The sequence below is a fragment of the Roseburia faecis genome, assembly GCF_001406815.1.
In the GTDB taxonomy this organism is placed as follows: Bacteria; Bacillota; Clostridia; order Lachnospirales; family Lachnospiraceae; genus Roseburia; species Roseburia faecis.
In genome coordinates, this window is the sequence record NZ_CVRR01000009.1 from 75,659 (window position 1) to 90,715 (window position 15,057).

At 37.8% G+C, this 15,057-nt stretch carries 20 protein-coding genes and 2 pseudogenes; 4 read left to right on the top strand and 18 right to left on the bottom strand.

All coding sequences use genetic code 11. From position 1 onward, the window contains the following. Positions 1 to 33 precede the first annotated feature (33 nt). Positions 34 to 99 carry a toxin-antitoxin system HicB family antitoxin gene (locus M72_RS18205; protein WP_155175954.1) on the top strand — a complete coding sequence of 22 codons (66 nt, stop codon included), beginning with the start codon at positions 34 to 36 and terminating at the stop codon, positions 97 to 99. A gap of 692 nt (positions 100 to 791) precedes the next feature. Here M72_RS18205 and M72_RS04875 read toward each other — a convergent pair. Then, positions 792 to 1,079, bottom strand: coding sequence for a carbon storage regulator (locus M72_RS04875; protein WP_055067411.1), 288 nt, complete (start codon positions 1,077 to 1,079; stop codon positions 792 to 794). Positions 1,080 to 1,225: 146 nt separating this feature from the next. On the opposite strand from M72_RS04875, the gene M72_RS04880 reads away from it, so the two are divergent. After that, positions 1,226 to 1,804: a tyrosine-type recombinase/integrase gene (locus tag M72_RS04880; RefSeq protein ID WP_055067402.1), complete on the top strand. Its 579-nt coding sequence runs from the start codon at positions 1,226 to 1,228 to the stop codon at positions 1,802 to 1,804. A gap of 359 nt (positions 1,805 to 2,163) precedes the next feature. Then, a complete protein-coding gene (gene metF / locus M72_RS04885; RefSeq protein ID WP_055067403.1) occupies positions 2,164 to 3,021 on the top strand; it encodes a methylenetetrahydrofolate reductase [NAD(P)H] in 858 nt (285 codons plus the stop codon). 35 nt (positions 3,022 to 3,056) lie between these two features. On the opposite strand, the gene M72_RS04890 is transcribed toward metF, so the two are convergent. From M72_RS04890 to M72_RS04945, 12 genes and pseudogenes are all read right to left on the bottom strand, one after another. Further along, entirely contained in the window at positions 3,057 to 3,572 is a 516-nt protein-coding gene (locus tag M72_RS04890; protein ID WP_055067404.1) for a hypothetical protein, read from the bottom strand. Positions 3,573 to 3,687: 115 nt separating this feature from the next. Then, the gene (locus M72_RS04895; RefSeq protein ID WP_022045206.1) at positions 3,688 to 4,353 is read right to left on the bottom strand and encodes an ATP-binding cassette domain-containing protein; all 666 of its coding nucleotides are present in this window, start codon (positions 4,351 to 4,353) and stop codon (positions 3,688 to 3,690) included. A gap of 1 nt (position 4,354) precedes the next feature. Beyond that, positions 4,355 to 4,726, bottom strand: a complete 372-nt coding sequence (locus tag M72_RS04900) for a GntR family transcriptional regulator (protein ID WP_022045205.1) — start codon at positions 4,724 to 4,726, stop codon at positions 4,355 to 4,357. After that, the gene (locus tag M72_RS04905; RefSeq protein WP_055067405.1) at positions 4,714 to 5,415 is read right to left on the bottom strand and encodes a hypothetical protein; all 702 of its coding nucleotides are present in this window, start codon (positions 5,413 to 5,415) and stop codon (positions 4,714 to 4,716) included. The genes M72_RS04900 and M72_RS04905 overlap by 13 nt, the downstream gene beginning before the upstream one ends. Further along, positions 5,393 to 6,337 carry an ABC transporter ATP-binding protein gene (locus M72_RS04910; protein WP_082413789.1) on the bottom strand — a complete coding sequence of 315 codons (945 nt, stop codon included), beginning with the start codon at positions 6,335 to 6,337 and terminating at the stop codon, positions 5,393 to 5,395. The genes M72_RS04905 and M72_RS04910 overlap by 23 nt, the downstream gene beginning before the upstream one ends. A gap of 506 nt (positions 6,338 to 6,843) precedes the next feature. Then, positions 6,844 to 7,218, bottom strand: coding sequence for a hypothetical protein (locus M72_RS04915; protein ID WP_022045202.1), 375 nt, complete (start codon positions 7,216 to 7,218; stop codon positions 6,844 to 6,846). A gap of 64 nt (positions 7,219 to 7,282) precedes the next feature. After that, positions 7,283 to 7,630, bottom strand: coding sequence for a MazG nucleotide pyrophosphohydrolase domain-containing protein (locus M72_RS04920; protein WP_082413790.1), 348 nt, complete (start codon positions 7,628 to 7,630; stop codon positions 7,283 to 7,285). 39 nt (positions 7,631 to 7,669) lie between these two features. Next, positions 7,670 to 7,891, bottom strand: coding sequence for a type II toxin-antitoxin system RelE/ParE family toxin (locus tag M72_RS18050; protein WP_007886515.1), 222 nt, complete (start codon positions 7,889 to 7,891; stop codon positions 7,670 to 7,672). Next, a complete protein-coding gene (locus tag M72_RS04930; RefSeq protein ID WP_176694763.1) occupies positions 7,891 to 8,193 on the bottom strand; it encodes a type II toxin-antitoxin system RelB/DinJ family antitoxin in 303 nt (100 codons plus the stop codon). Before M72_RS04930 ends, M72_RS18050 begins: the two co-directional genes overlap by 1 nt. A 54-nt stretch (positions 8,194 to 8,247) precedes the next feature. Then, a pseudogene (xerA, locus tag M72_RS04935) lies at positions 8,248 to 9,219 on the bottom strand (site-specific tyrosine recombinase/integron integrase). Between the two features lie 76 nt (positions 9,220 to 9,295). After that, positions 9,296 to 9,739: a GNAT family N-acetyltransferase gene (locus M72_RS04940; RefSeq protein ID WP_055067408.1), complete on the bottom strand. Its 444-nt coding sequence runs from the start codon at positions 9,737 to 9,739 to the stop codon at positions 9,296 to 9,298. 66 nt (positions 9,740 to 9,805) lie between these two features. Continuing rightward, positions 9,806 to 10,444, bottom strand: a pseudogene (locus tag M72_RS04945) (AAA family ATPase); the annotation flags it as partial. A 262-nt stretch (positions 10,445 to 10,706) separates the two neighbouring features. Here M72_RS04945 and M72_RS04950 point away from each other — a divergent pair. Next, entirely contained in the window at positions 10,707 to 10,943 is a 237-nt protein-coding gene (locus M72_RS04950) for a DUF6061 family protein (protein WP_004843528.1), read from the top strand. A 150-nt stretch (positions 10,944 to 11,093) separates the two neighbouring features. On the opposite strand, the gene M72_RS04955 is transcribed toward M72_RS04950, so the two are convergent. From M72_RS04955 to M72_RS04975, 5 genes are all read right to left on the bottom strand, one after another. Next, positions 11,094 to 11,702, bottom strand: coding sequence for an ATP-binding cassette domain-containing protein (locus M72_RS04955; protein ID WP_004843527.1), 609 nt, complete (start codon positions 11,700 to 11,702; stop codon positions 11,094 to 11,096). Continuing rightward, on the bottom strand, positions 11,699 to 13,639 hold the full coding sequence (locus tag M72_RS04960; protein ID WP_004843526.1) for a DUF1430 domain-containing protein: 1,941 nt from the start codon (positions 13,637 to 13,639) through the stop codon (positions 11,699 to 11,701). The genes M72_RS04955 and M72_RS04960 overlap by 4 nt, the downstream gene beginning before the upstream one ends. Next, positions 13,640 to 14,089 (bottom strand): hypothetical protein, encoded by a 450-nt coding sequence (locus M72_RS04965; protein WP_004843525.1) that lies wholly within the window; start codon positions 14,087 to 14,089, stop codon positions 13,640 to 13,642. A 67-nt stretch (positions 14,090 to 14,156) separates the two neighbouring features. Beyond that, positions 14,157 to 14,501 carry a broad-spectrum bacteriocin mediterrocin MdcF gene (gene mdcF / locus M72_RS04970; protein ID WP_005608346.1) on the bottom strand — a complete coding sequence of 115 codons (345 nt, stop codon included), beginning with the start codon at positions 14,499 to 14,501 and terminating at the stop codon, positions 14,157 to 14,159. A 63-nt stretch (positions 14,502 to 14,564) separates the two neighbouring features. Beyond that, positions 14,565 to 15,057, bottom strand: a 493-nt coding sequence (locus M72_RS04975) for a DUF6040 family protein (protein WP_055067412.1), incomplete at its 5' end; no start/stop codon positions are given.

The window sequence follows — 15,057 nt, forward strand, 5'->3', positions numbered from 1 at the left end:
TTGTAATTCTCGACTTACATTGATTTAAGAGGCTTGTTCGGACAGGGAAATTTTAATGTTCGGATATCTCCGGATTTGCACAGAAAAGTCTTTGTATAAGCAATCACACACTAGATGTCCATGAATCGACATATCTGGGGACCCCTTAAAAAATCGCCTGCTGCCCAGGAACCATGCTAAGAAATTTATACCTAAGTTTATAAGTTGTTTCGAATTTTCATAAACTCTTTAGCATGTTGTCACAACCTGTTCATAATGCACTGGTAATATAAAACCACCAAAACAAAAGGGGCTGTTGTATTTTAACAAACGGTGTTGGGGTGCTGTCAGTTCCGACTAAAAACAATTCGCGAAAGCGATTTTTCTTATAGATCCGCCACAGAATATCTTTTCCTCCCTCTGTGGCGGGATTTTTTATGCACATTGCCTTCTGGATATTGACATATGTGTGAAAATCTGCTGGCTGAATTTTTTTCTCTCTTTCGGGACATATGCATGGAAACTTATCGGCTATGTCCTTCTTCTTTTGCTCGCTGGGACATATGCATGGAAACTTATCGGCTATGTCCCTTTTCTTTTGCTCACTGGGACATATGCATGGAAACTTATCGGCTATGTCCCTTTTCTTTTGTTTCCCGGGACATATATGCCAGAAAAAACGCTATATGTCCCATTGCCGCAGACATAAGGGACATAATGCAAAGGAATGATTCTATATGTCCCACTGTGCCAAAAAAGCGAGACATAACAGAGCAAAAATTTTCTATATGTCCCCAGGATCGCCTTGCTTATTACCGTTTTTTGTATGTCACGGTCTCCTCCCCGCTGACATGCGACTGGTTGCGCTTTTCGCGCATGAGGATTTCTGCAATCTCACGCTGTGCTGTTTTTGAAATTCCTTTTTCTTTATAATAAGGCGATGGCTTTTTGTCTTTGCCCGCACTGTTTCTGGCAACATTTATTTCGCGCAGTGCATCCACCAGCAGATGTATGTTGTTGGCAGAGCCTTCGGAGAAAATAATTTTAATGTTATCTCCCAATGTAATGTATTCGCCCGGTTTCAAGCTCAGTTTCAGCATAAGAACCTCCATGTTTATTCTCCTTCATCCAGAGGATGCAACTCTCATTATAAGATTGTTACATCTTGACGTGGGGATATATACGGATTACCATGCATTTCTGTACTGCCACTCAAGAATCTGACTTCTATGAAAGGAGCAACAAAATGGGAACCACACAACCGATTCGAAATCGCAAGGAATTGCAAAAATTCAGCACATACTACCAGACGGTCAAACCACACCCCCGCAACTATGCCCTGATTATCCTCGGTCTTAATACGGCATTGCGCATCAGTGACCTTTTACAGCTGCAATGGTTCGATGTCTATGATTTTTACACGCAGCGTTTCCGTGAACATCTGCTTATACTGGAACAGAAAACCGGAAAACAAAATTACATTGCACTCAACAAAAATGCCAAGAATGCCCTACGATGGTATATGGATGCCTGTTTTCCACAGGAAAGTGATTATCTGTTTTGCAAAAACACCGACCGGCAGCATCCCATCAACCGTTCGCAGGCATACCGCATTGTAAAAGAAGCCGCAGCCCAAACCACAAACAGCCGCATGGTCAGCTGTCACTCCATGCGGAAAACGTTTGGCTACCACGCATGGAAACAGGGAGCACAGCCCGCACTGCTTATGGGTTTGTTCAATCACTCTTCCTATGATGTCACCAAACGCTATCTTGGAATTGAGCAGGATGAAAAGGATTCTGTCTATTTGAAAATAGATCTGTAATCAAAAATTTGAAATTTTTTATTTTAGGGGTTAAGTTCCAGAAATGCCATCCGATATAAAAGATGTAAATAAAAATGCAACAATTCTTATAAGAATTGTTGCATTTTTATGTTGCAATTTTATTATGTTTATTATCTGTAAAACTATGTGTTCTTTTTTCTTTTCCAATCAGATCTTTGGACTCCATTTTTCTTAAAAGAACTGCTACCCGCGCCGTGCTGATTCCAAGCGTATCGCTGATTTTTCCTGCTATAACCTGAATCTATGGAGAAATGCATCATTTATGTATTATACAGTTTTATTTTTTCCTGCTATAATCAGAGTAATTACAATAATTTTGAACGAAAGACGGTATTAAAATGAAAATTTCTGACGCATGTAATCATAAAAAAAGCTTATCTTTTGAGATATTTCCTCCGAAAAAGGACAGTGAACTGAAAAATATTGATGCGACACTTGATGTGCTGTGCGAACTGCAGCCGGATTTTATCAGCGTGACGTTTGGTGCGGGCGGCAGCTTAAACTGTAACCGCACGATTGAACTTGCCAAAAAGATCAAGCAGAACTACCATGTGGAGCCGGTTGTGCACCTGACCTGCCTGCATTACAACCGCGCGGAAATTGACGAATTTGCCAGAATCCTTACCGCAGAAGGCATCCAGAATGTGCTGGCACTGCGCGGAGACCGAAATCCGGATCTTACCGAAAAAGATGATTTTAAGCATGCATCCGACCTCATTTCCTATCTGAAACCGAAGGGGGATTTCTGCTTTTTAGGTGCCTGCTACCCGGAATGTCATCCGGAATCTGCCAATAAGATTGAAGAAATCCGCCACCTGAAGGAAAAGGTAAATGCCGGAGCAGAAGTGCTGCTTTCCCAGTTGTTTTTTGACAACACACAGTTTTACCGTTTTGTGGAGGACTGCCGGATTGCGGATATCAATGTGCCAATTGTTCCTGGCATCATGCCGGTCATCAATGCCGCGCAGATCAAGCGAATGATTACGATGTGCGGAGCTTCTTTCCCGGAGCGTTTCCAGAAGATCATTCATAAATTTGAAGATAACAAGGCAGCTTTATTTGATGCGGGTATGTCGTATGCGTTAAGCCAGATCATTGATCTGCTGGCAAACGATACCGATGGAATTCACCTGTATACCATGAACAATCCGGTGGTTGCCCGCAGGATCTGTGAGGGAATTCAGCATATTATATGATGTTTATTGTGTCAGGCACTTTGTTCTTTTAGGCATTATCTGCAAAAAAGTGATTCCTTCAACTCAACATACCCAATGAGCATCGGTCCGGCCAAAAATAAAAGAACACCTTCCATCACCCTCACAAGAGAAATTTTTTGCGTAAAACTCATGCTTCCGATCACGATCAGCATGGCAAATGCGCCAAATTTCCACACAAACTTCCAAAGATACTGCATCCTCACACGGAAGTAGTTTTTTCCCGAAACCGGAACAAACCGAAGTATTTTTGAAACCGCATCCGATTTTTGCATCCTCCGGCTGAAGGCTTCATTGCTCCATTGATACGGTGCCAATACATAGTTATCCATAAAAACGACCATCCACACATAGCTCAGTATCATCCACGCATCCCGATAAAATATTCCATCAAAAATCAGCGTCATCCCTAACACTAGCACAACAGCTGCAAACATCCAGTATAAAAACCATGCCAGCTGATCCGTACTCTCCTTTAAATTCCGGTCAAAATTCTTCAAATTTTCCTGTTGCTTCTTATCCTCTATCGTCATCCTCGACACTCCTGTCTTTTACACATAATACCCATGTGTTTCGATTCAAGCACATTTTTCTGCACTTCACTCAACCATTGCCGTCTCACCGCATAACCTTCACTGCCACAACGCCTTATGCATTCTCATAAAACGAAGTAAATTCCCCATGCTCAAACTGTCCGATATAATCAAATTCTTTCCGGATGTCATCCTCTAAGTGCGACGACATGATCACGGAACAGTCCAGCACTTCCAACTGCTGCCGGAGCAACCTGTAAAATTCCTTGCGGAAGATCGGATCCATCCCCGCAGTCGGCTCATCTAAAAGAAGAAGCCTCGGTTTGTGTGCGAGTGCAAATGCAAGCTGAAACTTCATATTCTCACCGCGCGACATCTTCTCCACGGTCCGTGCCGTGGTAAGATCCATCTGCTCCATCAGCGCAGCAAACTGATCCATATCAAAGGTATCATAGAAGCTGCCCAGCATCCTTGCATTCTCTCTTGCACTCTTCTGCCGCAAAAACAACCGCTCCTCAGAGACAAATCCGATCCGGTTCATCGACCACGCATGATCTTCCGCGATATCGGTTCCGTCCAGATAAAAGCTGCCGCGATAATGCTTCTTTTCCTCCATAATATAGCGGAAGAATGTCGTCTTTCCGGCACCGTTTTCCCCGATGATTCCCATAATATATCCACTTGGAAGTTCAAAATCCACATTTTGCAAAGCGAACCTGCCTTTGCCGAATAACGCTTTCTTCCCCTGTACCTGCTTCGCAGAAAAAATAATATCTTCCATCTTACAGCAATCCCTCCAGCATCTCACGAATATCCTCAGTTCCAAGTCCCGCCTGTTTTGCAAGCGTAATCCACTCCTGCAGGCGTTTTTCCAATTCCATCAGCTGCTTTTCGTGCAGATAATCCGTGTTGTATTTGCACACATAAAATCCTTTATTGGAAACGGAACGGATCAGTCCCTCCCTCTCCAGTTCCTCATACGCGTGCTTCGTCGTGATCACGCTGACGCCGATATCCGCTGCCAGTCCCCGAATGGACGGCAGCGCCTCGTCCGGCTGCAGTTCACCGGATATGATCTGATTCTTGATCTGATTGACGATCTGCTCGTAGATGGCATACGTTCCATGCGGTTCAATGACGATTACCAGTCCCATGTCTCCTCCTTCGTTGCAAGTTCATAGACGGCGAGTTTCTCTCTGATTCCACCCCAACGCTTGTGAAGCGCATAAGAAAGAGGTGCGTAAATGATGAGATAAATAACAAGCGCAACCCAAAATTCCACATTCGTAATCTCCGAAGAACAGATGCCAATCATCACGCAGCTTGCGATCACACTGAATACCGTGATCGGTCCGTTAAAATAACTTACCTGCCCATAAGCTGCCCGCGACGCATTATTCCGCCAGACCAGTCCGTCGTTTGTAATTCCCACACAATAGGACATAAAGAACACCGTTACCAGCTGCAGGATCACGCCTTTTATCATCATCGGCTGCACGATCAGCAGGATGATATCGATTACCGCGCACAACGCAAGCGGCAGGCCAATCTTAACCTTTAACATTCTCCGGATATATTCCTCGCGCAGCTTTTTCGATCCGGGAACCAGATACAGCATCGTCGGCAGGGCACTCGTATGTGTGATTGCTGCAAACAGCGCAAGAGCCATCGGAAATGTGAGCCATATATACCCAAGCCCTTCCTTTGCACTGCCAAATACCAAAGGCGAAAACGATGCACCAAACAGGATCACATAAAAGATACTTTTCAATACCTGATCACGGTTCTTATATTCCAGGAAATATTCTCTGATCACATTCTTATATTTGATTGCCTCTTCCATGCTCCGCTCCTTTCGCCAGATAATACATCAGTTCCTCCGTGTCCGGCTCCCACACCTTAAGTGCCCGGTCATACTCCGCGTGATCATGTTTGACCAGAGCACTGCAGCCCACCGGTGTCTCCTCCATATAGACCAGCCGCCCGCCAAAAGCCCTCAACGCATGACGCTCGCCTGCCACCATCCGGTATGCATCACGGACCGACTCGATATCTCCATACAACAGTTGTCTGCCTTTCTTAAGCAACAGCAGATAGTCCGCAAACCGGTCCACATCCGAAGTAATATGTGTCGAGAGGATCACACTCTTCGTTCCGTCCGCGGTAAATTCTCTTAAAATATGATGGAATTCTTCACGGAAAGTCTGATCAAAATTCGCCCCCGGCTCATCGAGCAGCAACAGTTTCGGATGATGCGCCAGCGCAAAAGCAAATGTAAACTTCAGCTTTTCTCCCTTGGACAGTTTCTTATATTTTTTCTTTCCATCCAACCGGAATCTCTTAAGATATTCCTTTAACAGTGTCTCATCATAATTTTTATAATATTTTCCATAATGTCTGCTGTTTGCGATCAGAGAATCCCAGTCATCGAACCATTCCTCATGAAACACAAATCCAATATCCTGCTGTAATTCCATCTGATTTGTACGGTACTCCTTCTCCTGTATAGAAATCGTTCCATCGTACTCATAAAGTCCCGCCAGAATGTTTAACAGTGTGGTTTTCCCCACACCATTCTCCCCGATCAGTCCGCAGATATAACCTGCCTGAAGTTCAAAATGGATGTCCTGTAATGCAAATGAACCGAATCTCTTGGATACGTTCTCGGTTTTGATCATTGTCTGTTCCATGCCTTTACCTCGTATTTTCATTCGTGCAAAGTTTTGTTCCGTCTGTGTATGTGTATATACACATATATACACCATGTTGTTTTAATTGTCAACGTAAACTTACACCCATTCGACTTTTTTCTATCTCTCCATCCGGTTTCAGGCGATTGTACGCCTAAACACTCTGGTAACCATTTTAATTTTTTCCGGATCCGCTCCAACAAAATTTGTTTTTAAAAATAAAGGCTTTGGGACATTCTTTCAATGCTTACCTGATCTTCCATTATGTCTAGTTGCTTTCATTCATATCTTTCCTTTCTTTTCTACAAAAAAAGACCAAGTAAATTTCTCTACTCAGTCTGTTAATAACAACAATATTTAATTATTTTCCCGAAGGGAACAGCAACGAAGTTGCCAAAACTTGTGAAGCTCTGCTACAAGTAATACCCAGTACTTAGTGGCAAAACGCCACTAACTGGGCAATGGTTGCACCCTTGACCTGCTAAGGCGCTTCGCCCTTAACCCGAGCGGAGTCTTTCTCCTGCACCTTGCGTAAGGCTCTGCCTTTACAATCCGACAACCTGAAAGTTATCGCTTTACTTTTATTGTATCTTAGCCAAAATACTTTCTATTACAAGTGTTACTGTTATAAAGGCTCCTACAAGGGTATAGTAGTTTAAGCCATACATCAATGGCAAAAGAGAAATAACTACCGTAATAATGGAAAGGACAAACAATGCTTTGAGAACACCTTTCTTCTTCAATGAAAACAATGAAAGTAAGAAGATGGCAACAGTAAGTGTGGCTGTAATAAGTGGAGCAAAATTTGCATAGCCAAACGGTGTAAGGCTAAAGTATGAGAATGTTTCTTTTACTCTTTCTGTTGGAGATGTTGCAAAAATACAAACTGCTCCCAAGGGTAATAATTCTAACACTATTGTTAAAGCTGGCAAAACCGCTAAGCAGACTTTCTTCATGTTGTATATCTCCTTTACAAATTCTGATCTTCTGTTGCTTTCAATCTCTCCACAAGACTGAAGGTTAGTTATCCAATTCTTTATTTCTCATATCAACAATGAACTGTTCCAAATTGGTTCTATGATTGTATTTCACAGAAGCGGCTTTATCCTTTTCGATAATGATTTGATTCATATCTAGATCATTCAAAGCAGCAATAGCAATAGCGTAATGTATCACATCCGCCAGTTCATTACCCAGTTGAGCTTGCAAATCCTCACTACCAGATTTTTTTCTTCCCGCTTTTTTATTTAGGACTTCGGCTACTTCACCGATTTCTTCTACGAGTTTCATAAATAAACTTTGGTCGATTCCACCATTACTGTAATGGTCAAGCAAATATGCTTCCAGTTCTTCAATAGTCACTTTCATAATATCAGTTCCTTCACAAATTCAAATAAACGCGTGCTTTTATAGCTCGCCTCTCAAACGTGCTTCTATATCAGATGCCGTGTATAACACATCCGTTACAATTACCCTTTCGTCACGGATTGTGTAAAACACTGAATAATTATCGACGAGCATTCTACGCAACTCCATTCTCTTTTCCGGCTCAGAATCCATAATCCTAAATCGTTCCGGGAAAGTGTCTAATGTAAGTATTTCATCAGCAATGCGATTATATTGCTTCATTAATGCCTCTCTCTAAATGCCACAAACGCACTAGCTGCATCCTCAACATTTCCTTTCTCTATATCGGCATATCCTTTTTCTAACTTTTGATGAATCTGTGTAGCAGACATCATATCTGCATTCACTGAATTAGCTGCTTTTGGTAATACAATAGAAAAGGGAATTCCTCCTACTAATGATATTTGTTTTAAATACATATCTATAGCAGTAGCCATTGGTATCCCTAATTGTGCCAATACACTTTCTGCATTTTCTTTTACATCTGGATTTACCCTTATATTTAATGTTGCTGTTTTTCCCATAGAATACACCTCCATCTTTCTTTTATTGTAACGTCTTTTGCGTTACAAGTCAATCTATGAAATATATTTTCGATGCGATAGCTTCACATTGTTTTGATTAACCATTGCATATCTGAGCGTTGTATCTATTTGCTCATGTCCCAGAATTTTCTGTACCTGTTCAATCGGCATACCTTTCTCAATTGCTCTGGTGGCCATAGTCCTTCTGAACTTATGTGGGTGTACCTTTTCTACACCTAACTTCTTCCCCATTTCTCGTAATCATAACTCCACACCGCTTTCAGTAAGTCTACTGTGTTGTTTGTTTAACGACACAAATAACGCTATATTATTATCTGTCCTTGATTCAATATAATTCAACAAATGAATTTTGGTCTTAGCATCAAAATATGCTTTCCTCTCTTTGTCTCCTTTGCCATAAACCACGCATTCCCGCTCAGAGAAATCTATATCATCAATGTTCAGCCTTACCAATTCGCCTACTCTAATTCCTGTTGAAAGCAGAAAATCAATCATTGCCCTATCACGCAGATTATTACAATTATCTCTAAGAATTTCTATTTTCTCATCCGGAATGGTATCTTTTACAATAACGGCAGTCTTTACCTTATGAATTCTTTTCATTGGGCTTTTTATAATATAATCCTCTTCCTCTAGCCACGAAAAAAATGTGGAAAGACTTCTACGAATATTATCAATAGTTACCTTTCCACAATTATTTATCGTTTGATACTCTACAAGATATTTTCGTAGCATCTCGGTCGTTATCTTTATGACCGGAATATTTATTGTATCCAACATCTTTTCAATATTACACCTATAATAGCGTATTGTTTTGTCAGAACACCCTTCTAAATGCTTTGCAGTTAAAAGCATATCTAGAAAGTCCATATTCGTTGTCTGCAAATAATCATATACGGCATTTTCAGATAATCATTTCACCAACACCTCTTGTAGTTTCTGCATCTGCGATGCATTTAATACTTCTGCCATGTCATTGATGATGTCATAAATTTCTCTACCCATAAGAGCACACTCCTTTTTGAAGGAGTATATCGTAGAAAAATCAGCACATCAACAGAGCGTATTACTGAAAATTTCTTTATAACGGCCTTTGCAGATACACCATATCCACCAACTGTACTCCATCCTCATATATTGGATGGTCGTAATTATCTGTAAAGAAATTTGGTATGATATGCGAACGGACAAACCCACACTTTTCATAAAATGGTATTGTCAATGGGCTATCACCTGTTCCTACTTGTAGAATAGCATATTGCTCTCTATATTTCTCTACAATAAAATCAATTAAGGATTTTGCATAACCTTTGCCTTGATAGTCTGGAACAGTTGCAATGTTCTTGATTTCAAGCACATCACTTCCTTCATCGGTAACGATGCACTCGCATTTAATCCCATTATCATCAAGCACATACATTTTGCCTTTATCAAGGTATCGGTCTATCATATTTTCCTGCTCATCTGCTAATAGGAGCAAATCAAGATATTGTTTTTTATTTTCTTTAACTTCAATAATCTTCATCAATCGCACCTACAAATTCAAAGTTTCTGTTCCTTACAAACTTGAATTTATCGATTTCTTTATTATCTAATCTGTTAGTAATCTATCCAACAGCATCTGCCTATTATTTATAAACATTTCTGTTACCTGGTAACTCTCTGTATCCTCATATTCGCACAGATGTATGCGTCCATTATCAAAACAATAGATATCTGCATCTGGTATTCCTAACAAAATTGGCGAATGCGTAACTATAATAAACTGTGCTCCCTCTTTTGCACATCTGTATATTTGCATCAACAATGTAAGCTGTCTCTGCGGCGATAATGCAGCTTCCGGCTCGTCAAAAAGATACAAGCCATTTGGATTCATATTGCTCTGTGCTAATGCGAGAAAACTCTCTCCATGTGATTTTTCATGATATTTAGCGGAAGGATGTGTAATATCTGCATATTCTTCTTCCTGCGTTGCAACATTATAAAAGCTTTCTGCCCTAAGAAAATATCCCCACTTTTCCTTCCGATAGCCTTTAGCAATTCTTATCGCATCACACAACTCTGAATGTGTATCATGCGTAGAAAAAACATAATTCTTCGTTCCACCCTCAGGATTAAAACCATGTGCTACGGCAAGTGCTTCCAATAAAGTTGATTTACCGCTGCCATTTTCCCCTACAAAAAAAGTAATTGGTTTGTTAAATTCAAGTTGATATTTCACATATTTTAGGAAATTTAATAACTGTTATATTTAATTATCAAATTCTTCGCAAACCCTTGAAAATACTAAGTTTGTAGCAAGTGAGCTTTCCCTTACTCTTTCCCTTGTGTTATATTCTCACATTGGTTTTCATGAACCTTAATATGGGAAAAAATAAGGGAAAGAAAATTTCATAACACAGTATAACAATAACGACATGGTGAACTGATTGAAATGTTTTCGATATTTAACTCTATAACTGATTATTAAAAGAAAATGGAGATAAGATACGATGAGAACAATTTATGCAGAATACAACATAAATCACGATAGTATTGATGTTTACACAAGTGCCGGATATATGCTTCGCATTGATTGCTGGAAAGCTGAAAAAAATCTAAAAACCACATACGGATCAGAATGTGCGCTTACTTCATTGGCTGTGGATGAGCCTTTGGAATATGCAAGATTATATCTTGAGGGTAATTTACAGATGTGGGTAGATGCAGAAGACTCACTAGAGTTATAATTCTTATCCATATAAATAATATGCAAATATATATCCCATCAATATAGCGAATATACTGAAGTAAAAGTATCTTTATAATCAATTTTAACCAAAAGAATATGTTCTTAGAGGAGGTGTCTCCCGAAAGAACATATTCTTCTATTATGGGTATTATAAATATAGAACATGCTTTTCTTGTGCTACAATTTCTTCACTATGAGTTACAACAATAACTGTTTTTCCCTGTTCACTTAACTCATGCAATATATTCATAACAATCTCACTATTTTTTTTGTCTAAGGAACCAGTTGGTTCGTCTGCTAATACAATCGAACATTTCTTTAGCATTAAACGAGCTAACGCAACTCTCTGCTGTTCGCCACCAGATAATTGATAGACTTTTTTGTTAATTACTTTCTGTAAACCAACTTTTTCAAGAGCTTCATTTATTAAAATATCCGTTCTACCTGATTTTTTTATTATTTCTAGATTTTCTTTTACTGTTTTGTTTTCCAAAAGGGCAAAATTTTGAAATAAAAATCCAACAACTTCTTTGAAATATTTCTGCTTTTTTCCTTTTTTTGTCACATCAAAACCATTCACAATAATAGAACCTTTGTCAGGAGTTTCAATACCTCCAATCATATTAAGTAAAGTACTTTTTCCGCATCCACTTTCGCCACTAATTACCAAAAAACTGCTATCTGGAATTTCCAAATGAAAATTTTTGAACAAAATTTTATCATTATATGCTTTGCATAGATTTTCAATTATTATCATAAGCAACCTCCTTTTAATGATTTCGGTATGTTTGTTTTTTCAACAATTGTGATATTAAAGAAAATAATTGTAAATTCTATTAGTGCCATAAATGAACTAACAAGAATGCTAATTCCTACTTCAGTCTGTACCGATAATAAAGAATAGATAAGCATACCTACTAATATCACAAAATTTTCCACTACAATCATTTTAAGAAGTGTTTTGTGCCGTTCAAATAAACTATATCCAAAGATTTTCATCAAGGAAATTTTCATTGCATTTTCTCGGAACTCTAGTCTACTTACGGTAACAATAATCATAATATTTAAAAGCAATACAATCGTACAAAGAGAACTTAAAAATCCCACGAGTTTTATTAAAAATGTGTGATTATATAAATACTGTTCATGTACGTTTGTAATTACTAGCTGATAATTTCCAAGCATATCTTCATACTTTTTGCTGATATTTCTTAGCTGTTTTTCATCACATTGAAATAAAACTGCTCCTGCTTTATAGCTTTCAAGATACCCACCATTGACTGCTAAATCTTTGTTTGCCTGATAAATAATTATCGGATTTTTGCTTTTTTCGATACCATTTATTCTACTTGTATCTAAATAGGAAAAGTATTCTGTTTCGCTATACTCTATGTACTGAATATTTAATTGTTGTAAATTATCATGATTTAAAACATGGCTCAAGGAGTCATAGGCTAATTGCTTGTTTTTAGCAAAATATCTATTCTTTGGAATGAAAATAATCAAATCAGAAGATTCATTCTCTACTGCATTTATCTGCTTCGTAAAACCTTGTAACATATCTTTTGCATGATTATTTACATATATCACATCATTTTTATCATTTAAAATATTCAAGCATATTACAGGCTTTAATGTGTTATATTCATTCTTGTATAGTTTATTCCAAAAAGCTTCTTCTTTTTCAGCATTAAAATCAGTAGTCTTTACGGTAAAATAATTTGCATCATAATATTCTTCTAACAAATGTTCATTTGTAAATAGGTTATTATGAATACTACTAATATTAGTGATAATTGTAAAAACAGCGGCTACCCCTGCTATAAATTTTAACGAATAAATTAAAAAATCCACTCCTCTTTTGTGTGTTGCATTTGCGAATGCCTTTCTAATATCAAAAAAGCAAAAAGAACAATATGGAATAGTGGAAAGAATAATTCCAATGGAATATAAAATTGTGACGAGTCTATTCTCATATGCTCCCGATATATAATTTGACAGCAATATTTTTGCAACAATAAATAATGCAATGTCAAAAGTTACATCGAATAAAGCAGCCTTAAATGCTATGAAACCAGCACTTTCTCCTAAGGAAACTCGTACAACAACCTCTTTTTTTCGCCTAACCACTTCAATTACATTTAGAACAATCATCAATGCAATAATCATACCCCATATAATAAAAATCATGTCCTTTTCCGTAGAATTCCAATATTCTGGATAAGTTAAGCTATATTTTTCTGATAATTTCTGATATGCAGAGATAATATTGTCCTCATTTCCTATGTATGAGATAAAGTTTTCATAACCCACAGAGGTACTTTGCAATTCTGAGAGATTATGAAATTTTACTTTCGTAATTCCGGAAACTAAAGCGGTATATTCTGATTCTTCTATGTTTGCAGTATTTTTTAATGTTTGTCTGATTACTTTATCATCGCCATAAATATGAAGTGTTGAAAGGTATTTATTATTGATTTCATTGTACTGAGAAAAAATATGTACATCATTCTCCGTTGCAGTTTCTGATACATCTTTCAGAAACTGCGACATATCTTCACTAGCAACTTCATAGCGTGATGACGTAAAATATGCTGTAGAAAAGTTCCAAAGCTGATCTTGAAATATTTCAGATTGCATAAGTATTCCAAAAATCAGGAAACAAAACAAACATAAGTTTTTAATTGCTTTCATTTATTTCAACCCCAGATTCCATACTTTATTTGCTTTTTCAAATATCGTAGTCAATATTGTGCTATTTTCATCAACAATCCATTGATCTTCTTGATCTTCAGCTTTTTTGCTACTTGACAACATAATTTGAGTATTCAAATCCTTATAGTCATTAAATAGCACGCCTTGACTTATTCCTTGGTGAAATGGTTTTATCCAAATAATTAGTGCATATCGAACATCTGACTCAGCTATCGCAAGATTTCCATTCCAAAGCAAATAATCAGGGACAGACACACTATACTGGAATCCATCTTTATCTGTGTAAATTTTTACTCCAGATTCTTCTATTTCAGGGAAGTCTTTCTGAAATTCGTTATATGGTTTATAACTCCCGAAGTACCAAAATAAATTATAGCAACAGAACAAAATAACCAAAACAATTCCTATATATTTTATTTTTTTCTTCATTTATATACACTCCACAAAAAAGAGTGGTTGGAATTCCAACCACTCAGCCATTATCCCGAACCTTTGTTTAGTAGCTATTACCGTAGGTAATACTATTTCCTTTATGAGCAACCTCAATTTTAGACCAATTACCTTTACCAACATTTGAACCCGAAAAAGAACCATTTCCATTTTTGACATATGCGTAATGATCTTTAGTTGAATGATATGCGTGTGCATAATCTTCATTAATAGCAAGAGTATTATAACCATAAGTCAAAACACCTTTTCCGCCATCAGATGTAGTGCTCAATTCCCACTTTTTATCAAATGTCTTATTCCCGTTTGTAACAGAAAATGCCATTACTGGAATTGATGAAGAAATTAACATTGCACTAATAGCTACCCCTACAATCACTTTCTTTGCTCTCATAAGTTTTACCGCCTTTGATCTGCTGTATTTCTATTTATATTTTATCAAATATTTTGTATCTAGTCAATCAGTATCTTGACTTATATAGCGTCGAATTGTAAGATATATTCCTTGTAAAATTAACCAAAAGAACAACAGATTTATTGATAATGCTTTTTTAATTACTTCTCCAAAATAAATGATGACAGCCGCACTTGTCAGTATCATCAGTAGGGTAATAACATCCCAACAGTTTTTCTTATATAATTCTATAACCTTTATTTCTATCAGTATCGCCAGTATTCCTGTCCCTGCCACACATATTCCCACAACCAATATCAGCAATAACCAATATATGATTCCGGCTATAATCTCATTTGGAATTTTTGTGCTGATTTGTGCCACAGATTGCCCGGCATCAATCGTCCAACCAATAAAAGTTTGTATGAATGATGCTGCATCATGGAAGAATGATTTGCAATCGGAAAGGAACACATCTGACTGTACTGCCTGAAAAAGAGTGGTTGTCAGCGAATACCATGCAAGAAGGAACAAGGTTGTTTGGAACATTACCGTT

Coding starts and splice junctions, on each gene's coding strand:
- M72_RS04900 (WP_022045205.1), bottom strand. CDS start 4,726: ATGGGACTGGTAATCGTCATTGAACCGCATGGAACGTATGCCATCTAC.
- M72_RS04880 (WP_055067402.1), top strand. CDS start 1,226: ATGGGAACCACACAACCGATTCGAAATCGCAAGGAATTGCAAAAATTC.
- M72_RS04910 (WP_082413789.1), bottom strand. CDS start 6,337: ATGGTGTATATATGTGTATATACACATACACAGACGGAACAAAACTTT.
- M72_RS04950 (WP_004843528.1), top strand. CDS start 10,707: ATGAGAACAATTTATGCAGAATACAACATAAATCACGATAGTATTGAT.
- M72_RS04930 (WP_176694763.1), bottom strand. CDS start 8,193: ATGGGAAAAACAGCAACATTAAATATAAGGGTAAATCCAGATGTAAAA.
- M72_RS04915 (WP_022045202.1), bottom strand. CDS start 7,218: ATGAAGAAAGTCTGCTTAGCGGTTTTGCCAGCTTTAACAATAGTGTTA.
- M72_RS04875 (WP_055067411.1), bottom strand. CDS start 1,079: ATGCTGAAACTGAGCTTGAAACCGGGCGAATACATTACATTGGGAGAT.
- M72_RS04920 (WP_082413790.1), bottom strand. CDS start 7,630: ATGAAAGTGACTATTGAAGAACTGGAAGCATATTTGCTTGACCATTAC.
- M72_RS04940 (WP_055067408.1), bottom strand. CDS start 9,739: ATGAAGATTATTGAAGTTAAAGAAAATAAAAAACAATATCTTGATTTG.
- M72_RS18050 (WP_007886515.1), bottom strand. CDS start 7,891: ATGAAGCAATATAATCGCATTGCTGATGAAATACTTACATTAGACACT.
- M72_RS04965 (WP_004843525.1), bottom strand. CDS start 14,089: ATGAAGAAAAAAATAAAATATATAGGAATTGTTTTGGTTATTTTGTTC.
- mdcF (WP_005608346.1), bottom strand. CDS start 14,501: ATGAGAGCAAAGAAAGTGATTGTAGGGGTAGCTATTAGTGCAATGTTA.
- metF (WP_055067403.1), top strand. CDS start 2,164: ATGAAAATTTCTGACGCATGTAATCATAAAAAAAGCTTATCTTTTGAG.
- M72_RS04890 (WP_055067404.1), bottom strand. CDS start 3,572: ATGACGATAGAGGATAAGAAGCAACAGGAAAATTTGAAGAATTTTGAC.
- M72_RS04955 (WP_004843527.1), bottom strand. CDS start 11,702: ATGATAATAATTGAAAATCTATGCAAAGCATATAATGATAAAATTTTG.
- M72_RS04895 (WP_022045206.1), bottom strand. CDS start 4,353: ATGGAAGATATTATTTTTTCTGCGAAGCAGGTACAGGGGAAGAAAGCG.
- M72_RS04905 (WP_055067405.1), bottom strand. CDS start 5,415: ATGGAAGAGGCAATCAAATATAAGAATGTGATCAGAGAATATTTCCTG.
- M72_RS04960 (WP_004843526.1), bottom strand. CDS start 13,639: ATGAAAGCAATTAAAAACTTATGTTTGTTTTGTTTCCTGATTTTTGGA.